The following is an 18,045-nucleotide window of genomic DNA, read 5'->3' as shown; positions in this document are numbered from 1 at the left end:
GCGCGGCGGGGCAGGCTTGCCCCTGCATTCAGGCATGACAGGGGCGAGAGCGATGAAGATGTGGGAACGGGCGATGGCGGCGGCGATGACCGGGGCGATCGGGGGCGGCTGTCTGCTGATCCCCGGGGCGGGCTTGCGCGAGATCCTGCCCTTTGCGGTGATCGGCGCCGGGCTGGCCGGGGCGGGGCTGGCGGCGGGTTTTGGCCGCGCCGGGCGCCGGGGCTGGGCCTTCGCGGGGCTGGCGGCGGTTGCGGCGACGCTGCTGGGCGGCGGTCTGGCCGGGGCGCTGGTGCAACTGGCCGGGCGTGGCGGGCCGGGCGATCTGCTGGAGGGGGTGATGATGGGCGCGGTCATGGGCGGCGCGCTGGTGCTGGCCTCGCCCTTCGGCGTCCTGTTCTGGTGTGGCGGCTTTGCCGGGCTGCATCTGTGGCGGCGCCAATCCGCGCGGCTTGGTTGAAAGTCATGGACCTGCTGCGCGGGCTTCACTAGGCTTGGCCGCAAAGGGCGGCGTCAGTTCGCCCGGGTGCAGTGACGAGGGCCGAGCGATGACATCCCCCCCTGACGATCTGACCGCGCGCGTCGCGGCGGATCTGGCGCAGATCCTGTCCGGCCCGCCCGAGGCGCCCCGGCTGGCACGGGCGCTGCGGCTGCTGGCGAAATGGCGCGCGGGCATGCTGGAGCAGGTGGCCGCGCGGCAGGGTCCGCCGGAACTGGTGGCCGGGCCGTTCCGGGGCATGGCCTATCCGGTCCGCGCCAGCGAAGGGGCGCGTCTGCCGCGCATGCTGGGCGTCTATGAGGCAAGCCTCGCCCCGGTGATCGAACAGATCGTGGCGCGGGCCTATCCGCTGGTTGTCGATATCGGCGCGGCCGAGGGCTATTATGCCGTCGGGCTGGCGCGGCGCATGCCGCAGGCGCGGGTGCTGGCGCGCGATGGCGATGCGCGGGCGCGGCGGCGCTGCGCCCTGCTGGCCGAGGCGAATGGCGTGGCCGCGCGGGTCGAGATCGGCGGGGTGATGACCCATGCCGATCTGGATGCGCTGCCCGCGGGCGAGACCGTGATCATCTGCGATATCGAGGGCGCCGAGGCCGAGCTGCTGGACCCCGCCCGCGCGCCGGGTCTTGCCGGTGCCGATCTGCTGGTCGAGGTGCATGAGGGGATGCGGCCCGGCACGCTGGACCTGCTGAAGGCGCGTTTCGCGCCAAGCCATGACATCCGCGAGATCGGCCGCAAGCTGGATGACAGCGCGCTGACCGGCTGGATGGAACGGCTCGACGATCTCGACCGGCTGCTGCTTTTGTGGGAATGGCGGTCCTCGCCGACCCCCTGGCTCTGGATGACCCGCAAATGAACGCCCCCGTCGATCCGGCCCGCAATGCGGGCATCTATTTCGCCGCCGATGGCTATGACCCCGCCGCCAAGGGCATCAACGGGCGGCGCGTGGCGGGCGAGAGCTTTCTGCGCGGCTATCTGCACCATGCCGATGTGGCGGAATTCGTGTCGTTGACCCCGCGCAAGGCGGATCAGGACCAGTTCGACCGCATCGCCGCCGAGGAACGGCCGGGGATGCCGCATCGGGGCGTGCCGCTGCGGTCGATGCCAAGGATGGCGCCGGTCGGCACGCTTTATTACCCCAGCCCGAATTTCGCCGCCGAATGCTGGCGGCGCGCGCCCATGGGGGCGGCGGCCTGGTCGATCTGTGGCATCACCCACACGACCGCGACCAAGGGGGTGATGCAGGGCTTTTTCGACATGCGCATGGCGCCGCAGGCGGAATGGGATGCGGTGATCTGCACCTCGCGCGCGGTGCTGGCCTCGGTGCTGCATCAGTTCGACCTGATCGAGGATCATCTGCGCGACCGCTTTGGCGCCCGGATCCCGCCGCGCCCGCAATTGCCGGTGATCCCGCTGGGGGTGGATACGGCCGCCTTTGCCCCCGATGCCGCCGCCGGTGCAGCGCTGCGCAAGCGGCTGGGGCTGGGGGCGGGGGATGTGCTGTTCACCACCATCGCCCGGCTGACGCCCTATGAAAAGTTCGATCCGCTGCCGCTTTATATCGCGCTGGCGCGGGCGCAGGCGCAACTGCCCAAGGGCACGCGGCTGCATCTGGCGCTGTGCGGCATCTATCGCGACGACTATTCCCGCGACGTGTTTGAAGAGGGCGCGGCAGGGCTGATGCCGGGCATCGGCTTTCACGTTCTGGACGGTGCCGATGCGGCCGAGCGGCGGGCGGTGCTGTCGGGGGCGGACGTCTTTGTCTTTCCCATCGACAATATCCAGGAAACCTTTGGCCTTGCCCCGATCGAGGCGATGGCGGCGGGCCTGCCGGTGCTGGTCTCGGATTGGGACGGGATGCGCGATACGGTGACGCCCGAGGTCGGCATCCGGGTGCCGACGCGCAGCCTTGGCCCCGACCACGCCGCCGATGAGGGCTTTCGCCACCTGACCGGGATCGACACCTATCCACAATATTGCGCGCTGACCTCGGCCATGACCGAGATCGAGATGCCGGCGCTGGTCGCGGCCATCGTGGCGCTGGCGCGCGACCCGGCGCTGCGCCGGCGGATGGGGGCGGCGGGGCAGGCGCGGGCGCGGGCCTTGTATGACTGGGCGCAGGTGGTGCCGCGGATGCAGGATCTGTGGCAGGAACTGGCGCTGCGCCGGTCTGCCGCCGCAGGGCGCGCCGCACCGATGCCGCGCGCCACCCTGCCGGTGGGCCCGTCGCCCTTTGGCCTGTTCGGCGCCTGGCCCAGCACGCAGGGCGGCTTTGCCGGGCAGCGCTTTGTGGCCGAGACATCAGCGACAGATGTGGCGGGGGCGCTGGCCCTGCGCGACTATCTGCGCGGGGGCCGCCAGACCGAACGCAGCGAATCCTTTGCCCAGGTCGCGGCCGCGATCGGGGCCAAGGGGGCGGCGGGGGCGGGGCGCGACGATCTGGCCGCCGCGCTGAAACTGCCGCCCGCGCAGATCGACCGGCTGCTGATCTGGCTGCTGAAATACGGCTTCATTCGCCGGATGTGACCGGCATGCGGCGCTGGCCTCAATCGCGGAAATAGCGGCTTTCGCGGATCTGGTCCCAGGCCCAGACGACCTCTTGCAGCCTGGCCTCGTCATCGCGGTTGCCGCCGTTCATGTCGGGATGCAGATCCTTGACCAGGCTCTTGTATTGCTTGCGGATCTCGCTGCGCGTCCAGGTGTCGCGCGCATCGAGGATTTCCAGCGCCTTGCGCTCGGTCGAGGGCAGCTTGCGGGTGGCCGTGTTGACGGGCTTGCCGGGGTTCTGCGTGGCCTTTTCGCCCAGCAGGCCCATCGGATCCTCGACCCCCAGCCGCGCCCAGGCATTGCCGTCATCCTTGCGGCTGAAGGGCTTGGTCTCGCGTTCCCAGACCCGGGCCTTGTCGAGGAATTTCTGGAATTCCTCATCCGAGGTGCCGTTGAAGAAATTCCATTTCAGGTTGTATTCGCGGACGTGATCCTTGCAGAACCAGAAGAATTCATCCAGCAGATCGGGCGATTTGGGCGCGCGATACAGGCCGTCGGCCTCGCAGCCCGGAAATTCGCACCGCTTCTGCGAGGTCTCGAACGCGCCCGACATGCCCCGGCGGCCGGTCTTGCGGCGCTTCTTGTCAGAGGAGACGCGGAGGTCGAATTCGAACGGGGGTTTCTGCATGGTGGGCCTTTCCGACTCGGGGCGCCAAGTTTAGGTCATTCGGCGGCAACGGAAAGGGGGCTGGCGAAAAAATGACGGTGAGCGAGGAGATCAGGGCGCGGCTGAGCGCGGCCTTCCGGGTGGAGCGGCTGGAGATCCGTGACGACAGCGAAAAGCATCGCGGCCATGGCGGCTGGCGCGAAGGCGGCGAGACGCATTTCCAGGTGGTGATCCGGGCGCCGGAACTGGCCGCGATGAACCGGGTGGCGCGGCATCGCGCGGTGCATGCGGCGCTTGGCGATCTGACCACGCGCATTCACGCGCTGGCGCTGGATATCGGCTGAGTTTTCGGCAGAGGGGGGCGGGCGCGGCCCCGGCGCGGTGGTCGGGCCGGGCGCGCACGGAGGCGGTGGACGCCTCCGGCGGGAGTATTTGGGCAAGAAGCAAAGGGGCCGGTCAGCGCGCCTTGGCCTGAAGCCTGCGGGCATGCAGCACGGGTTCGGTATAGCCCGAGGGTTGCCGCGTGCCTTGCAGCACCAGATCGCAGGCGGCCTGGAAGGCGGGGCCGTCAAAGCCCGGGGCCATGGCGCGATAGGCGGGGTCGCCTGCGTTCTGGCGATCGACCACGGCGGCCATCTTGCGCAGGGCGGCGATGACCTGCGGTTCCGAGACGACGCCGTGATGCAGCCAGTTCGCCAGTGCCTGACTGGAGATGCGGCAGGTGGCGCGATCTTCCATCAGGCCGATATCGTGGATGTCGGGCACCTTGGAACAGCCGACGCCCTGATCGACCCAGCGGACGACATAGCCGAGGATGCCCTGGGCGTTGTTCTCGATCTCGGCCGCGATTTCGGTGTCGGACCAGTTCACCCCCTGGGCCACCGGCAGGGTGAGCAGGTCGCGCAGGCTGCCGCGCGGGCCGCCGGCGGCGATGTCGGCCTGGCGGGCCAGCACATCGACCTGGTGGTAATGCGTGGCATGCAGCGTGGCCGCCGTGGGCGAGGGCACCCAGGCGCAATTGGCCCCCGCCCTGGGATGGGCGATCTTCTGGTCCAGCATCGCGGCCATCAGGTCGGGCGCGGCCCACATGCCCTTGCCGATCTGCGCCCGTCCGCGCAGGCCACAGGCAAGGCCGATATCGACATTGCGGTCCTCATAGCTCTTGATCCAGGCGGCGTTCTTCATGTCGCCCTTGCGGATCATCGGGCCGGCTTCCATCGAGGTATGGATCTCGTCGCCGGTGCGGTCGAGGAAGCCGGTATTGATGAAGGCCACCCGCGATTTCGCGGCGCGGATACATTCCTTGAGATTGACGCTGGTGCGGCGTTCCTCGTCCATGATGCCGAGCTTTACGGTGTTGCGCGGCAGGCCCAGCACCTCTTCGACGCTGTCGAAGATTTCGAGGGCGAAGGCGACCTCTTCGGGGCCGTGCATCTTGGGCTTTACCACATAGACCGAGCCGGCGACGGAGTTGCGCGGGCCATCGGATTTGCGCAGGTCGTGCATCGCGCAGAGCGTGGTCACGAAGGCATCCATCAGCCCTTCGCCGATCTCGCGGCCCTCGGGGTCGAGAATGGCGGGGTTGGTCATCAGGTGGCCCACATTGCGCACCAGCATCAGCGCGCGTCCCTTGAGGCTTGCAGGCTGGCCGTCGCGGCCGGTGAAGGCGAGATCGGGGGCGAGGGCGCGGGTGAAGGTATGGCCGCCCTTGGTGACGGATTCGGTCAGCGTGCCCTGCATCAGGCCCAGCCAGTTGGCATAGGCGACCACCTTGTCCTCGGCATCCACCGCGGCGACGCTGTCTTCGCAATCCATGATGGCGGAAAGCGCGCTTTCCAGCCGCAGATCGGCGATATGGGCGGGATCGGCGGCGCCGATCGGGGTGCGGGCGTCGATCTGAACTTCGATATGCAAGCCGTTGTTTTGCAGGATCAATGCCGTGGGCGCCGCCGCATCGCCGCGATGACCGGCGAGGCGGTCGGGGTCTTGCAGGCCGGTGTCGCCCTGATCGGTCTTCACGATCAGCCGGCCGCCTTCGATGCGGAAGCCGCGCGCGGCGCGCCAGCCGGCCCCGGTCAGCGGCACCGCCTTGTCCAGAAAATCGCGGCCCCAGTCGATCACGCGCTGGCCGCGGGCCGGGTCATAGCCGCCGGCCGCGGGCAGATCGCCCAGGGCATCCGTGCCATAAAGTGCGTCGTAAAGGCTGCCCCAGCGGGCATTGGCGGCATTGAGCGCATAGCGCGCATTCATCACCGGCACCACCAGTTGCGGGCCGGGAAGGGTGGCGATTTCCGGGTCCACGCCGCTGGTTTCGGCGCTGAAATCCGGGCCTTCGGGCAGAAGATAGCCGATCTCGCGCAGGAAGCCTTCATAGGCATCGGCGTCAAAGGGCTGGCCGCGCCGGGCCTTGTGCCAGCCGTCGATTGACGCTTGCAGCGCTGCACGTTTTTCCAGCAGGGCGCGGTTCTTCGGCCCATGCGTCGCGACGGCACTGGCCAGACCCTGCCAGAACCGATCGGGCGTGACGCCGCTGCCCGGCAGGGCGCGGGTTTCGACAAACTCCACCAGCCGCGCATCGACTTGAAGCCCCTGTCTGGCGATCCGTTCGGCCATGGCCATTCTCCTGTCTGTGTCGCGGGCGAGGATGCGGGAAAGCCGGGCGCGGCGCAACAAATCCGGGCGCCAGATTTGCAATATCCGCAAGAAAACACCTTGCGGATTTTCGTGAATATAAAGCTTAGCCGTAATGCTAAGTTTGTGTTGCCGAGTGGGCGCGTGCGTGGCAGTATGGGTCATGTCGCTGCATGATCCCGATCTGTCGCTGATCTTTCAGGCGCTGGCCGACCCGACGCGGCGGGCCATGCTGGCGCGTCTGCTGGAGGGGCCGGCGCCGGTGGGGGCGCTGGCGGGGCCGACCGGCCTCGCGCTGCCGACGGTGATGCGGCATCTGGGTGTGATGGAGGCGGCCGGGCTGATCGAAACCCGGAAAGAGGGGCGCAGCCGGTTCTGCCGCCTGCGGGCGGAAACCTTGCGCGCGACCGAGGGCTGGCTGGCCGGGCAGCGCGCGCTGTGGGAGGCGCGCACCGACCGGCTGGAGGCGCTCGCACTGGCATTGGAGGCCGAGGATGCTGTTCGACCCGGCTACGGATCTTGAGATCACGCGCCTGATGCGGGCCAGCCCCGACCAGATCTGGCGTTGCTGGACCGACCCTGCGCTTTTCGCGCAATGGTGGGCGCCAAGGCCGGTCGTCACCCGCGATGTGGTGATCGACCTGCGGCCCGGCGGGCGCTTTGCATCGGTCATGGATGTGCCCGACCATGGCGAAATGCGCGGCGAGGGGTGTTTTCTGGATGTGGAACGCGGGCGCCGCATCGTCTGGACCGACATGATGGAGGCGGGCTGGCGGCCTGCCCGGACCGAGATTTTCGGCTTTACCGCCATCGTCACCCTGACGCCTGAGGCCGGCGGCACCCGTTATGTGGCGCGCGCCATGCACCGCACGCGCGAGGTGGCGGCGCGGCATGAGGCGATGGGTTTCCATGATGGCTGGGGCACGGTCGCGGCACAGCTGGAGGATCTGGCCGCCGGGCTTGCGGTGGCGCCATGACCGCAGACCGCCAGATCCGCTTGCAGCGCGATATCGCGGCCCGGCCTGAAACGGTCTGGCGCTGTTTTGCCGACCCCGCGTTGCTGCCGCGCTGGTTCGGCCCCGAGGGCTATCGGTGCGACACGCGCGAGATCCGCACCGGTGAGGGCGGGATCTGGCGTTTTGACATGATCGGGCCCGATGGCCGGGTCTGGCCGAACCGGCACCGCTATTTCGGGGTGATCGAGGGCGTTCGGCTGGAATACTGGCTTGATGGCGACGACGATGCCGAGGCGCCGATTCATGCGCTGGTGGAACTGGAGCCGGTCGCGGCGGGCACGCGGGTCACCATGACGATGACCTTTCCCACGGCGGCGGCCTGTGCCGGGGCGCGCGATTTTGGCGCGGCCGAACTGGGCCAGACCACACTGGCCAAGCTGGCCCGGCTGGCCGAGGGCGACCTGCCTGCCGATCACAGGTCAAGGCAAAGCTGACCGGGTATCGGGCGCGGCGGCGCGCGGCGCAGGCCGGACGCGGGCGGCGGGCGTTCCTGGCGCCGCGCCGTGGCTGGATCGACCAGCGGTTCCGGGTAGCGCCGCCCCAGCAGCCGCGCGGCGCCGGGCCAGCGCCAGGGTTGATGCAGGTCTGCATCCGGCAGGGCGGCGAGTTCGGGCAGCCAACGCCGGGTGAAGGCGCCGCCAGGGTCGCGGCGCAGCCCCTCGGCCGTCGGGTCGGGAAAGGCGCCGGGGCGGGCGCGCAGCCGCGACACCTCATGCCACAGGATTGCCGGGTCGTGATCGGTGCAAAGCCGCGCCAGCACCAGCCCGACCGCCCGGGCCTCCAGCCCCAGGATCCGCGTTGCCGCCTGAAACACCCAGCCGCGCCCCCGCGCATCCAGCCAGCCGGTCGCGCGCAGGCTGCGCAGGCAGGCATCCAGAAAGGGCAGGCCGGTTTCGCCCGCGGCCAGCGCGGCCAGCCGCAGGGCCGGGGCATCGGCGCTGTCCTCGGCGGCGGGAGGCAGACGCGCGGGGCCATCCTGCGCGATGGCGCGGGCATGCAGCCCGGTTTCCAGCCGCCGGAACCCGGCCTGCCAGGCGGCGCGGGCCGGCGGCGCCAGCCCCTCGGGCGGGGCAAGTCGTGCCAGATCGGCCGGGCCGAGGCTGCCCCAGGCCAGATGCGGCGACAGGCGCGCGGCGGCGCGATCGGTCACCGCCAGCGGCGCCCCGGCGGGCAGCGGCAGGGCCAGCCGCTGCCGGGCCAGCCCCTCCAGCAGCAGTTCGGCGGCGCGGCGGCCACCGGCCTGGCGATGCGGGCAAGGATCGTCGGGCAAGCCAAGCGCGCGGGCGGCCGGCAGGCTGCCCGGCTCCACCCCGGCGACAGGGCGCAAGGCGGGCGGCTGCGGCGCCTCGATCAGCGCCGATGCGGCAGAGGGCGGCAGGGCCTGGGCCGGCAGGCAGGTCCAGCGCAACCCGCAGCCTGCGGCCCAGGCGGCGATCTGGCGGTCGCGGCTGGCCGCCCAGCCCGCGCCCCCCTCGGCCTGACAGACGATCTCGGTCACCGCATGGGCGCGCACCAGCCGTTCCAGCACCGGCTGCGCCTCGCCCAGCCGCACCACCAGCGGCAGGCCAAGCGTCGCCAGATCCTCGCGCAGATCGGCCAGACATTCGGCGACAAAACCCCAGTGCCGGGCGGATCGGTCCGCCTGCCGCCATTCCGAGGGCTGGGCGATGAACACTGGCAAGACCCGCCCGCGCCCCGCCGCGAGGGTCAGCGCGGGCTGGTCGGTCACCCGCAGATCACGCCTGAGCCAGACAAGAACATTCATGGAACATTTGATGCCCTGCGCGAAGGGATTCGTAAAGGGGGCGCGTGGCCCGGACCGACGCCGCGCTGCGGCAAGGCCGTGCGACGCTGCGTTTCGCCCTTGATTTCCGCGCGGAAATGACCAGTTAGCTGGATGGGATAACAGCAAGGGAAAAGTCGATGTCGAACGGAGGACCGTGGGGCGGCGGCGGGGATGACCGCGATGGCCGCAATGACGGGCGGGGCAATGACGGACGCGGCGACGGGCGCGGCCCGCGCCGGCCCGGAAACGAAGGTCCGCAGATCCCCGAGATCGACGAGATCGTGAAAAAGGGGCAGGAGCAACTGCGTGTGCTGATGGGCGGCAAGTCCCGTCAGGGCGGCGGTGGCGGCAACGGGCGCGGGCCTTCGGGCGCAGGCCCGATCCTGACGCCGCAGGGCATTGCACTTGGCGGTCTGGCGCTGGTCGCGCTCTGGTCCTGGATGTCGTTCTACACGGTCAAGCCCGAGGAACGCTCGGTCGAGCTGATGCTGGGCAAGTTTGCCGATATCGGCCAGCCCGGTCTGAACTTTGCCCCCTGGCCGCTGGTGACCTATGAAAAGGTCGCCGTGACCAGCCAGCGCACCACCGATGTCGGCACCGGGCGCAATGGTGATGGCGATAGCGGGCTGATGCTGACCCGCGACCAGAACATCGTGGACGTGGCCTTCCAGGTGGTCTGGAACGTCAAGAACCCCGAGGATTTCCTGTTCAACCTGGCCGATCCGGCCGATACGGTGCGGGCGGTTTCGGCCTCGGCCATGCGCGACATCATCGCGCGGTCCGAACTGATTCCGGTGCTGAACACCGGCCGGGCCAGCATTGCCGCCGATCTTCAGGCCAATGTGCAGGAAACGCTGGACGAATATAACGCCGGCATCCAGATCGTGCGCGTGAACTTTGACCGCGCCGACCCGCCGCGCGAAGTGTCGGATGCCTTCCGCGAGGTGCAGGCCGCCCAGCAGGAACGCGACCGGCTGGAGAAAGAGGCCGATGCCTATTCCAACCGCGTGACCGCCGGCGCCCGGGGCGAGGCCGCGCGCCTGCTGGAGGATGCCGAGGCCTATCGCGCCCGCGTGGTGAATGACGCGCAGGGCGAGGCCAGCCGCTTCCTGGCGGTTTACGGCGAATATGTGAAGGCGCCCGAGGTGACGCGCCAGCGCATGTATCTGGAAACCATGGAAAATGTTCTGGGCCGCATGAACAAGGTCATTCTGGATGGCGTGTCAGAGGGGCAGGGCGGCGTGGTGCCCTATCTGCCGCTGAACGAATTGTCACGCCCGCAACAGCCGCAACAGGGAGGGAACTGAGATGGCCCGCATCCATTACGTCCTTCCGGCGCTGTTCGCGCTTGGCGCCTTGGCGCTGTCGTCGGTGTTCATCGTCGATGAACGCGAAAAGGTGCTGGTGCTGCAATTCGGTCAGGTAAAGCAGGAAATCACCGAACCGGGGCTGGGCTTCAAATTGCCGCTCATCCAGGATGTCGTGCGCTATGAGGACCGCATTCTGGGCCTGCAATCGCAATCGCTTGAGGTCACGCTGCGCGACAACCGCCGCCTGATCGTCGATGCCTTTGCGCGCTGGCGCATCACCGACGCGGTCAGCTTCCGCGAGGCCGTGGGCGCCGGCGGCATCGATTCCGCGCAATCGCGGCTGGACCCGATCATCAGCGCCGCCATGCGGCAGGTGCTGGGCTCGGTGAATTCCAACGCCGTGCTGTCGGAAGACCGCACCGGGCTGATGAATGCGATCCGCGATATCGCGCGCAAACAGTCCGAAAGCCTCGGGGTCGAGGTGATCGACGTGCGCCTGACCCGCACCGATCTGCCCGAGCAGAACCTTGCCGCGACCTATGCCCGGATGCGGGCAGAGCGGGAACGCGAGGCGGCGGACGAGATCGCGCGCGGTAACGAGGCCGCCAGCCGCGTCAAGGCCTCGGCCGATCGGGCGGTGGTCGTGACCACCTCGGACGCGCGCCGTCAGGCCGAAGTGATCCGCGGTGAGGCCGATGCCAGCCGCAACGCGATCTATGCCGAGGCCTTTGGCAAAGACCCGGAATTCTTTGCCTTTACCCGGTCGCTGACCGCCTATGAACGTGCGCTGCGCGAAGGCAACAGCTCCATCGTGCTAAAACCCGACAGCGATTTCTTCAGCTATCTGAACACGCCGAACGGCAAGCCCGCGCAATAAGCGCGGGCGACCCCGGCAAAAGACAAAGGCGGGCCAGTGGCCCGCCTTTTTTCATGGCACGGGGGGCAGGGGGATCAGCCCGCCGCTGCCGGTTCCTTTTTCTTGGGCTCGGTATGCACCAGCAGCGGCTTGCTGCCGGTATTCACCGCCTCGTCATTCACCACGACCTCGGACACGTCGCCCATGCCGGGCAGTTCGAACATGGTGTCGAGCAGGATGTCTTCCATGATCGAGCGCAGCCCGCGCGCGCCGGTCTTGCGCTTGATCGCGCGCTTGGCGATCGAGGTCAGCGCCTCGGGGGTGAAGGTCAGCTTCACATCCTCGATCTCGAACAGGCGCTGATACTGCTTGACCAGCGCGTTCTTCGGTTCGGTCAGGATGGTGACCAGCGCCGCCTCGTCCAGATCGGTGAGGGTGGCGATGACCGGCAGACGGCCGACAAATTCCGGGATCAGCCCGAATTTCAGCAGGTCTTCCGGCTCCAGCTCCTTGAACAGCTCGCCCACACTGCGCTCGTCCGGGCCTTGCACCGCGGCGCCAAAGCCCATGGCGGTGCCCTTGTTGCGCTGCGCGATGATACGCTCCAGCCCGGCAAAGGCGCCGCCGCAGATGAACAGGATGTTCGTCGTGTCCACTTGCAGGAATTCCTGCTGCGGATGCTTGCGCCCGCCCTGCGGCGGCACGGAGGCCACGGTGCCCTCCATGATTTTCAGAAGCGCCTGCTGCACGCCCTCGCCCGACACGTCGCGGGTGATCGAGGGGTTGTCGGACTTGCGGGTGATCTTGTCGACCTCGTCGATATAGACGATGCCGCGTTGCGCCCGTTCGACGTTGTATTCGCTGGCCTGGAGCAGCTTGAGGATGATGTTCTCCACATCCTCGCCCACATAACCGGCCTCGGTCAGCGTGGTGGCATCGGCCATGGTGAAGGGCACATCCAGAATCCGCGCCAGCGTCTGCGCCAGCAGGGTCTTGCCGCAGCCGGTGGGGCCGATCAGCAGGATGTTCGATTTCGCCAGCTCGATATCCTGTTTCGAGGAATGGTTGAGCCGCTTGTAATGGTTATGCACCGCCACCGACAGCACGCGCTTGGCATGCATCTGGCCGATCACATAATCATCCAGCACCTTGCAGATCTCGCGCGGGGTGGGCACGCCATCGGCGCTTTTCAGGCCGGTGGTCTTGGTCTCCTCGCGGATGATGTCCATGCACAGCTCGACGCATTCGTCACAGATGAACACGGTGGGGCCTGCAATCAGCTTGCGCACCTCATGCTGGCTCTTGCCGCAGAACGAGCAATAGAGGGTGTTCTTGCTGTCGCTGCCGGAATTCGTCGCCATTGTCATCCTCTGCCGAGCGCGCCATGGGGGCGCAATTTCAAAAGTCTAGGCCAAGCCTGTGACCTTCACAATCCCGAAACGCCCCCGGCGGGATCACACCGCCGGGGGCGCAAGATCACTTGTCCTCGCTGCCGTCGGCCTTGCCGCGGCTTTCCAGGATGGCGTCGATCAGGCCCCAGTCGCGCGCCTGTTCGGCCGACATGAAGTTGTCACGCTCCAGCGCGGCCTCGACCGTTTCGTAATCGTTGCCGGTATGCTTGACATAGATCTCGTTCAGGCGCCGCTTGAGCTTTTCGGTCTCGCGCGCGTGGATCATGATGTCGGTTGCCTGGCCCTGATAGCCGCCCGAGGGCTGGTGGACCATGACGCGGCTGTTGGGCAGCGAGAAACGCATCCCCTTTTCGCCCGCCGTCAGGAGCAGCGACCCCATCGAGGCGGCTTGCCCCACGACCAGGGTCGAAACCTTGGGCCGGATATATTGCATCGTGTCATAGATCGACAGGCCCGAGGTCACGACACCGCCGGGGCTGTTGATATACATCGAGATTTCCTTGTTCGGATTCTCGGCCTCCAGGAACAGCAGCTGCGCGCAGATCAGCGACGACATGCCGTCATGGACCGGGCCCGACAGGAAGATGATCCGCTCCTTCAGCAGGCGGGAATAGATGTCATAGGCCCGCTCGCCGCGGCTGGTCTGTTCGACCACCATGGGCACCAGGGTGTTCATGTAGAATTCGACCGGGTCTTTCATGTCGCGCCTGCCTGTTGCTTTCGTTTCAGCCATACCTTCGAGGTCTTACCCGAGTCTTAGTGTCGCGCGCCGGGGGCTGCAAGGGCATGCGGTGGCGCGATGCGCAACTGTCTGCCGCGCGGGCTCTCGCGGGGGTTGCGGTTTTGGCGGGCTGGTGTAGCTCTGATCCGCAGGGCTGTGTGGGGATTGCGGAACATGACGGGCAAGGGGATCGGGGCGATCGGGGCCGTGGGGCCATGGGTTCTGGCGGTGGTGCTGTCGGGCTGCATCGTGATACCGCTGCCCGAAAGCGCGGTCGGCAAGGTGCCTTTCGCGATTCCGCTCCGGCTGGGGGGCGGTCCGGCGACCGCCCCGGCGGGGCCGGTGCCCGCGCCGCGCTGTGCCCCCGCCGCCGGGACCGAGCGCTTTGCCGCCGCCACGCTGGCCGCCGCCAACCGCCAGCGCGCGGCACAGGGGCTGGGGCCGCTGCGGCGGGTGGCGCGGCTGGATGTGGCGGCGCAGGATCAGGCCTGCGACATTGCCGCGCGCCAGAAGGTCGGCCATCGCGGCCCTGACGGGCGCGGCCTGACGCGGCGCGTGGGCGATGCCGGCTATGGCTGGTCCTTCGTGGCCGAGAATACCGGTCTTGGCGACCAGCCCGAGCGCGCCTTCGATCTGTGGATGGCCTCGCCCGGGCATCGCGCCAATCTGTTGAACCCGCGGGTGACCGAGGCCGGGTTCGGCCTTGCCCTGGCCAGCGGCGGGCAGGCGGGCTGGGGCATGGTGGTGGCCGCGCCGCGCTGACGGCCCGCGCGCCCTCAGCGCGCGAGCGCGAGTTCCGCCCGCAACCCGCCCAGCGTCTCGCTCTCGCCCAGCCGCAGGGCGCCGCCATGGCTGCGCGCAATATCGGCCGCGATCGACAGGCCCAGCCCCACGCCGCCGCCCTTGTTGGGGTCGCGCGCACCATCGAGCCGCGCAAAGGGCTGCACCGCCTCGTCGCGCCGCTCCATCGGGATGCCTGGCCCGTCATCCTCAACCACGATCCGCACCGAACGGTCGCCATCCAGCAGCGTGACCCGCGTCCGGTTGCCAAAGCGGTTGGCGTTGTTGAGCAGGTTCTGCAAGGCCCGCGTCACCGCCTGCGGCCGCAGCCGCAGCCGCACCACCATGGCGCCCTGCAATTCCACCCGCTGCCCGGCGCGGGCGGCATTTTCCACCAGCCGCGCGACCAGGGCGGCGAGATCGGTCTCCTCCGGCTCCTCGGTGGCGTCGCCCCGCGCGAAGGCGAGGAATTCATCCACCAGCCGCTCCATATCCGCCACGTCGCCCAGAAGCGCCTGCGTCTCCTCATCCTCGGGCAGCATCGACAGGCCCAGCTTCAGCCGCGTCAGCGGCGTGCGCAGATCGTGGCTGACCCCCGACAGCATCCGCGTCCGGCTTTCAAGCGCGCGTTCGATCCGTGCCCGCATGTCCAGAAACGCCGCCCCCGCCGCCCGCACCTCGGTCGCGCCGCGCGGGCGATAGGGCATGTGCTGGCCCTTGCCAAAGGCCTCGGCCACCTCGGCCAGCTTGCGGATCGGCGCCACCTGATTGCGCAGGAACAGATAGGATATCAGCGTCATCAGCACCGATGTCGCGATCATCAGCACCAAAAGCTGATGCGGATTGGTGGCCGACATGCGCCGCCGGTCGATCGTCACGCGCAGGATCTCGTCGCCCTCGCGGAAATCGGCGCGCACCAGATTGTCGGCCGCCGTCAGATCGGCCCCCAGAAAGCCCGGCACCCCGAGGCGCAGCGTCTCGGCCACGACCCGGCCCGACAGGTCGAGCCAGTCGCGCGTGACCCCGGTCATCGGCGCGCTTTCGGGGGCAAGCCCCAGACCCAGCCCCTGCGCCACCGCCGCCGCCCCCGCCACATCGCCCGCGCCGCGCCGGCCCAGCACATAACGGATCTCGTCCGTCACCGTGCCGGTCATCTGCTGGGTCACCCGCTCGAAATGCCGCTGGATGAAGGCTATGGACACGACAAGCTGGATCGTGACGATGGGCACGACCAGAATGAGCAAGGCCCGGCCGTATAATCCGCGGGGCAGGATGTTCTTGACACGAAACGCCATGGCGCAGTCTATCCCGGCCCCGCCGCCGACGAAAGAGGAGAACGGGATGCAGCCAGGTATCGTCAGCCACCCCGAACCCGGCCTGCGTGTCGTGCTGGCGCCCAACCCCTCGCCCATGACACAAGAGGGCACGCGCACACATCTGCTGGGCGAGGGGGCGGTGGCGGTGATCGACCCCGGCCCCGACGATCCGCGCCATCTGGCGGCGATTCTCGCCGCGCTCAACCCGGGCGAAACCGTCAGCCATATCCTCGTGACCCATGCCCATCTGGACCATTCGCCGCTTGCTGCCGGGCTGCGGGCCGCGACCGGGGCGCCGGTGCTGGCCTTTGGCGATGCGCGCGCCGGCCTGTCGCCGCGCGTGGCCGCGCTGGCCGGGGCAGGGGGCGGCGAGGGGCTGGATCTCGCCTTTCGCCCCGACCGGCTGCTGGCCGATGGCGACCGCATCGCCGGCCCCGGGTGGGAGCTGGAGGCCCTGCACACCCCCGGCCATCTGGGCGGTCATCTGTGCTTTGCCTGGCAGGACCGGCTGTTCACCGGCGATCACGTCATGGGATGGGCGCCCTCGCTGGTGTCGCCGCCCGAGGGCGACATGACCGATTACATGGCCTCGTTGCGCCGGCTGGCGGGGCTGGGGCACCGTATCGGCTATGCCGCGCATGGCGCGACGATCGCGGACCTGCCCGCGCGGATCGGGGCGCTGATCCACCACCGCCTGACGCGAGAGGCCACGATCCTCGCGGCGCTGGCCCGGCCCCTGGGCCTTGCGGGGTTGATGGCGCAGGTCTATGCCGATGTCGCCCCCGAGCTCCACCCCGCCGCACGCCGCAACCTCCTCGCGCATCTCATTGATCTGGAACACAGAAACCTCGTCACCTCCGACAAGGCCCCGCTGCCCGACACCCGCTTCCACCGCCGCGCACCCGCGCCGGAAAAAACTTTCGACTGACCCGAGATTTCTGCGAAACCCCCCTTGCGACCCCTGAAACCCAAAGCTATACACCGCCCCATGTTCCGGCGTAGCTCAGCGGTAGAGCAGTTGACTGTTAATCAATTGGTCGTAGGTTCGATCCCTACCGCCGGAGCCAAAATCTCTCAATAAAATCAGAGATATAGGCAACAGGTCGCTTCAGGCGACCTCTCGCCTTTTGGCAGGACTCATCACGGAGTCATCACCGTGCGCACGATTCAACGTCGCGCGGGATTGCACACGGTGAATGCGTCTCGCTCGGGCTACCTCGCCGCCGCGCCGCCGATTTCCGTTTGAAATTTCGGGCGTTTGCCGAAATCCTGAGAATCCCGCCCCGAGGCGCCGAGCGCAGGAGACCGCATGTCCGAAGTGATGAAAGCCCTGAGAGGCAGCGCCGATCCGTTGGAAAACGATCTCGCCCGGGTTTACGATCACTGGCAGGAGGTCAAGCGCAGCCAAGGCCAGCGGGCGGGCCTCGGGTATGAACCCCGGGACATCAGCGCATTGGGCGCGGTCTCGGTGATTTCCAGCCGGGTCTTGAACGCCTCTGCCGGGTTCGAGGAGATTGACCCGGATCAGAGCTATGAAGCCTTGGTCATCAAATACCCGGAGCGGTTCACCCCGGATGTGATCGCCGCCGCGCAGGAACGGTTGAAGCTCGGGGCGAGCAAGGTGCAGGAGTTCCGGCGGCAGGACATTCAGTTCTTCGTCAAATCCAGCGCAATTGAGCTTTTTGGAGAGCCGGGCGTTCGCCCCACCGCCGAAAGCTGGGTCGGTCGGGATGCAGCCCTGCCCGAGCTTCACAAAGAGAACAGCTATGCCGACGAGATTCTGACCAAAGGCTTCCGGGGCCTCGTGTGGCTGCATGAGCAAGAGAAGAACAGTGAGCGCGGGCGGGGTTTGACGGCCGTGGTCGAGTTCGGCCCCATGCAGCCGGATCGCCGCGCCCGGGTGCTGGACGCGGTATTCTTCGAGCGCCCCGTTGGGAAGGAACTCTTGGAAGCGCACAAGGATGACGAGACGTTCATTGCCAGCATCGGAGCGAGCCGCCACAGCCGGATTTGGCCGATCTCGGATAGCGACGTGGACTCGCTTCTGTCCGCCGTTCGGGAAAAGGCCCACAAAATCGCGCAATACGAGAACCAGAACCCGGACCCGCACGAGCCTCTGAACCTTGAGAAGATCGAAGACGCCACCGCCCTGCGCCAAGTGGTCCTGCGGCGATACCAGAGCGCGTTCCGGCAGGCCCTATTGAGCAAACGGCCGAACCGCTGCGCGATCACCGGGACGAGCGAGCTTTCGGTTCTGGAAGCCGCCCATATCATCCCCTACGCCGAACGGTTTGCCGACCGGGACAAGCCCGAGAACGGCCTTCTTTTGCGGAGCGACATTCACAAGCTCTTTGACGCACTGAACCGCGCCGGGTTTGCCGGAGGCTGATTGATCTTAGTTACGCGGCCATGGCTTCAGTTTCCAGAGCTGCGTAGAAATTGTCCTCTGCTTCTGCGGGCGGGATGTTCCCGATTGGCTCAAGCAGGCGGCGGTTGTTGAACCAGTCGACCCATTCGAGGGTTGCGTATTCGACGGCTTCGAAGCTGCGCCACGGACCACGACGGTGGAT

Annotated in this window: 18 protein-coding genes, 1 tRNA gene and 1 pseudogene; 13 read left to right on the top strand and 7 right to left on the bottom strand. The window is 68.0% G+C overall.

Going from position 1 to position 18,045, the window contains the following annotated elements; all coding sequences use genetic code 11:
• Window positions 1–34: 34 nt before the first annotated feature.
• From FOA17_RS07030 to FOA17_RS07020, 3 genes are all read left to right on the top strand, one after another.
• The gene (locus FOA17_RS07030; protein WP_149140768.1) at window positions 35–457 is read left to right on the top strand and encodes a hypothetical protein; all 423 of its coding nucleotides are present in this window, start codon (window positions 35–37) and stop codon (window positions 455–457) included.
• Between the two features lie 88 nt (window positions 458–545).
• Window positions 546–1,349: a hypothetical protein gene (locus FOA17_RS07025; RefSeq protein WP_149140767.1), complete on the top strand. Its 804-nt coding sequence runs from the start codon at window positions 546–548 to the stop codon at window positions 1,347–1,349.
• On the top strand, window positions 1,346–3,019 hold the full coding sequence (locus FOA17_RS07020) for a glycosyltransferase family 4 protein (protein WP_162528192.1): 1,674 nt from the start codon (window positions 1,346–1,348) through the stop codon (window positions 3,017–3,019). The genes FOA17_RS07025 and FOA17_RS07020 overlap by 4 nt, the downstream gene beginning before the upstream one ends.
• A 19-nt stretch (window positions 3,020–3,038) precedes the next feature.
• Here the strand turns inward: FOA17_RS07020 and FOA17_RS07015 are convergent, their stop codons facing one another.
• Entirely contained in the window at window positions 3,039–3,668 is a 630-nt protein-coding gene (locus tag FOA17_RS07015) for a J domain-containing protein (protein WP_149140765.1), read from the bottom strand.
• A 71-nt stretch (window positions 3,669–3,739) separates the two neighbouring features.
• On the opposite strand from FOA17_RS07015, the gene FOA17_RS07010 reads away from it, so the two are divergent.
• A complete protein-coding gene (locus FOA17_RS07010; RefSeq protein WP_149140764.1) occupies window positions 3,740–3,991 on the top strand; it encodes a BolA family protein in 252 nt (83 codons plus the stop codon).
• Window positions 3,992–4,103: 112 nt separating this feature from the next.
• On the opposite strand, the gene FOA17_RS07005 is transcribed toward FOA17_RS07010, so the two are convergent.
• A complete protein-coding gene (locus FOA17_RS07005) occupies window positions 4,104–6,260 on the bottom strand; it encodes a malate synthase G (RefSeq protein WP_149140763.1) in 2,157 nt (718 codons plus the stop codon).
• 181 nt (window positions 6,261–6,441) lie between these two features.
• Here FOA17_RS07005 and FOA17_RS07000 point away from each other — a divergent pair, with 181 nt between their 5' ends.
• Genes FOA17_RS07000 through FOA17_RS06990 form a run of 3 tightly spaced genes read left to right on the top strand, consistent with a single transcriptional unit; the run spans window position 6,442 to window position 7,728 of the window.
• The gene (locus FOA17_RS07000; protein ID WP_149140762.1) at window positions 6,442–6,801 is read left to right on the top strand and encodes an ArsR/SmtB family transcription factor; all 360 of its coding nucleotides are present in this window, start codon (window positions 6,442–6,444) and stop codon (window positions 6,799–6,801) included.
• Window positions 6,773–7,255, top strand: a complete 483-nt coding sequence (locus tag FOA17_RS06995; RefSeq protein WP_149140761.1) for an SRPBCC family protein — start codon at window positions 6,773–6,775, stop codon at window positions 7,253–7,255. Before FOA17_RS07000 ends, FOA17_RS06995 begins: the two co-directional genes overlap by 29 nt.
• Complete coding sequence (locus FOA17_RS06990; protein ID WP_149140760.1) at window positions 7,252–7,728, top strand: SRPBCC domain-containing protein; 477 nt, start codon at window positions 7,252–7,254, stop codon at window positions 7,726–7,728. The genes FOA17_RS06995 and FOA17_RS06990 overlap by 4 nt, the downstream gene beginning before the upstream one ends.
• On the opposite strand, the gene FOA17_RS06985 is transcribed toward FOA17_RS06990, so the two are convergent.
• Window positions 7,707–9,059 (bottom strand): FAD-binding domain-containing protein, encoded by a 1,353-nt coding sequence (locus tag FOA17_RS06985; RefSeq protein WP_149140759.1) that lies wholly within the window; start codon window positions 9,057–9,059, stop codon window positions 7,707–7,709. The two genes, FOA17_RS06990 and FOA17_RS06985, sit on opposite strands and share 22 nt — an antisense overlap.
• Before the next feature lie 158 nt (window positions 9,060–9,217).
• Between FOA17_RS06985 and hflK the strand changes: the two genes are divergently transcribed.
• Both hflK and hflC read left to right on the top strand, forming a co-directional pair.
• Window positions 9,218–10,387: an FtsH protease activity modulator HflK gene (hflK, locus tag FOA17_RS06980; RefSeq protein WP_149140758.1), complete on the top strand. Its 1,170-nt coding sequence runs from the start codon at window positions 9,218–9,220 to the stop codon at window positions 10,385–10,387.
• A gap of 1 nt (window position 10,388) precedes the next feature.
• Window positions 10,389–11,267 carry a protease modulator HflC gene (gene hflC / locus FOA17_RS06975; RefSeq protein WP_149140757.1) on the top strand — a complete coding sequence of 293 codons (879 nt, stop codon included), beginning with the start codon at window positions 10,389–10,391 and terminating at the stop codon, window positions 11,265–11,267.
• 74 nt (window positions 11,268–11,341) lie between these two features.
• Here the strand turns inward: hflC and clpX are convergent, their stop codons facing one another.
• Both clpX and FOA17_RS06965 read right to left on the bottom strand, forming a co-directional pair.
• Window positions 11,342–12,607, bottom strand: coding sequence for an ATP-dependent Clp protease ATP-binding subunit ClpX (clpX, locus tag FOA17_RS06970; protein WP_149141415.1), 1,266 nt, complete (start codon window positions 12,605–12,607; stop codon window positions 11,342–11,344).
• 115 nt (window positions 12,608–12,722) lie between these two features.
• On the bottom strand, window positions 12,723–13,358 hold the full coding sequence (locus FOA17_RS06965) for an ATP-dependent Clp protease proteolytic subunit (RefSeq protein ID WP_149140756.1): 636 nt from the start codon (window positions 13,356–13,358) through the stop codon (window positions 12,723–12,725).
• A 195-nt stretch (window positions 13,359–13,553) separates the two neighbouring features.
• Here FOA17_RS06965 and FOA17_RS06960 point away from each other — a divergent pair, with 195 nt between their 5' ends.
• The gene (locus tag FOA17_RS06960) at window positions 13,554–14,141 is read left to right on the top strand and encodes a CAP domain-containing protein (RefSeq protein WP_162528191.1); all 588 of its coding nucleotides are present in this window, start codon (window positions 13,554–13,556) and stop codon (window positions 14,139–14,141) included.
• Between the two features lie 14 nt (window positions 14,142–14,155).
• On the opposite strand, the gene FOA17_RS06955 is transcribed toward FOA17_RS06960, so the two are convergent.
• Window positions 14,156–15,454: an ATP-binding protein gene (locus FOA17_RS06955; protein WP_149140754.1), complete on the bottom strand. Its 1,299-nt coding sequence runs from the start codon at window positions 15,452–15,454 to the stop codon at window positions 14,156–14,158.
• A gap of 46 nt (window positions 15,455–15,500) precedes the next feature.
• Here FOA17_RS06955 and FOA17_RS06950 point away from each other — a divergent pair, with 46 nt between their 5' ends.
• The 3 genes from FOA17_RS06950 to FOA17_RS06940 all read left to right on the top strand — a co-directional run bounded on the left by FOA17_RS06950 (window position 15,501) and on the right by FOA17_RS06940 (window position 17,864).
• On the top strand, window positions 15,501–16,403 hold the full coding sequence (locus tag FOA17_RS06950) for an MBL fold metallo-hydrolase (protein ID WP_238991758.1): 903 nt from the start codon (window positions 15,501–15,503) through the stop codon (window positions 16,401–16,403).
• 64 nt (window positions 16,404–16,467) lie between these two features.
• A tRNA-Asn gene (locus FOA17_RS06945) sits at window positions 16,468–16,542 on the top strand.
• 242 nt (window positions 16,543–16,784) lie between these two features.
• Entirely contained in the window at window positions 16,785–17,864 is a 1,080-nt protein-coding gene (locus tag FOA17_RS06940; protein WP_149140753.1) for an HNH endonuclease, read from the top strand.
• A 10-nt stretch (window positions 17,865–17,874) separates the two neighbouring features.
• Here FOA17_RS06940 and FOA17_RS06935 read toward each other — a convergent pair.
• Window positions 17,875–18,045, bottom strand: a pseudogene (locus tag FOA17_RS06935) (IS3 family transposase); the annotation flags it as partial.

It is taken from the genome of Gemmobacter caeruleus (genome assembly GCF_008271655.1).
Classification (GTDB): domain Bacteria; phylum Pseudomonadota; class Alphaproteobacteria; order Rhodobacterales; family Rhodobacteraceae; genus Gemmobacter; species Gemmobacter caeruleus.
This window is presented reverse-complemented; position numbering and strand designations above follow the sequence as displayed.

Excerpts from the sequence above, each read along its gene's own strand:
- FOA17_RS07015 (WP_149140765.1), bottom strand. The coding sequence starts at position 3,668 with ATGCAGAAACCCCCGTTCGAATTCGACCTCCGCGTCTCCTCTGACAAG.
- FOA17_RS06990 (WP_149140760.1), top strand. The coding sequence starts at position 7,252 with ATGACCGCAGACCGCCAGATCCGCTTGCAGCGCGATATCGCGGCCCGG.
- FOA17_RS07005 (WP_149140763.1), bottom strand. The coding sequence starts at position 6,260 with ATGGCCGAACGGATCGCCAGACAGGGGCTTCAAGTCGATGCGCGGCTG.
- FOA17_RS06960 (WP_162528191.1), top strand. The coding sequence starts at position 13,554 with ATGACGGGCAAGGGGATCGGGGCGATCGGGGCCGTGGGGCCATGGGTT.
- FOA17_RS07020 (WP_162528192.1), top strand. The coding sequence starts at position 1,346 with ATGAACGCCCCCGTCGATCCGGCCCGCAATGCGGGCATCTATTTCGCC.
- FOA17_RS06985 (WP_149140759.1), bottom strand. The coding sequence starts at position 9,059 with ATGAATGTTCTTGTCTGGCTCAGGCGTGATCTGCGGGTGACCGACCAG.
- FOA17_RS06955 (WP_149140754.1), bottom strand. The coding sequence starts at position 15,454 with ATGGCGTTTCGTGTCAAGAACATCCTGCCCCGCGGATTATACGGCCGG.
- FOA17_RS07025 (WP_149140767.1), top strand. The coding sequence starts at position 546 with ATGACATCCCCCCCTGACGATCTGACCGCGCGCGTCGCGGCGGATCTG.
- hflC (WP_149140757.1), top strand. The coding sequence starts at position 10,389 with ATGGCCCGCATCCATTACGTCCTTCCGGCGCTGTTCGCGCTTGGCGCC.
- clpX (WP_149141415.1), bottom strand. The coding sequence starts at position 12,607 with ATGGCGACGAATTCCGGCAGCGACAGCAAGAACACCCTCTATTGCTCG.
- FOA17_RS07000 (WP_149140762.1), top strand. The coding sequence starts at position 6,442 with ATGTCGCTGCATGATCCCGATCTGTCGCTGATCTTTCAGGCGCTGGCC.
- FOA17_RS07010 (WP_149140764.1), top strand. The coding sequence starts at position 3,740 with ATGACGGTGAGCGAGGAGATCAGGGCGCGGCTGAGCGCGGCCTTCCGG.
- FOA17_RS06965 (WP_149140756.1), bottom strand. The coding sequence starts at position 13,358 with ATGAAAGACCCGGTCGAATTCTACATGAACACCCTGGTGCCCATGGTG.
- hflK (WP_149140758.1), top strand. The coding sequence starts at position 9,218 with ATGTCGAACGGAGGACCGTGGGGCGGCGGCGGGGATGACCGCGATGGC.
- FOA17_RS06995 (WP_149140761.1), top strand. The coding sequence starts at position 6,773 with ATGCTGTTCGACCCGGCTACGGATCTTGAGATCACGCGCCTGATGCGG.
- FOA17_RS06940 (WP_149140753.1), top strand. The coding sequence starts at position 16,785 with ATGTCCGAAGTGATGAAAGCCCTGAGAGGCAGCGCCGATCCGTTGGAA.
- FOA17_RS07030 (WP_149140768.1), top strand. The coding sequence starts at position 35 with ATGACAGGGGCGAGAGCGATGAAGATGTGGGAACGGGCGATGGCGGCG.
- FOA17_RS06950 (WP_238991758.1), top strand. The coding sequence starts at position 15,501 with ATGCAGCCAGGTATCGTCAGCCACCCCGAACCCGGCCTGCGTGTCGTG.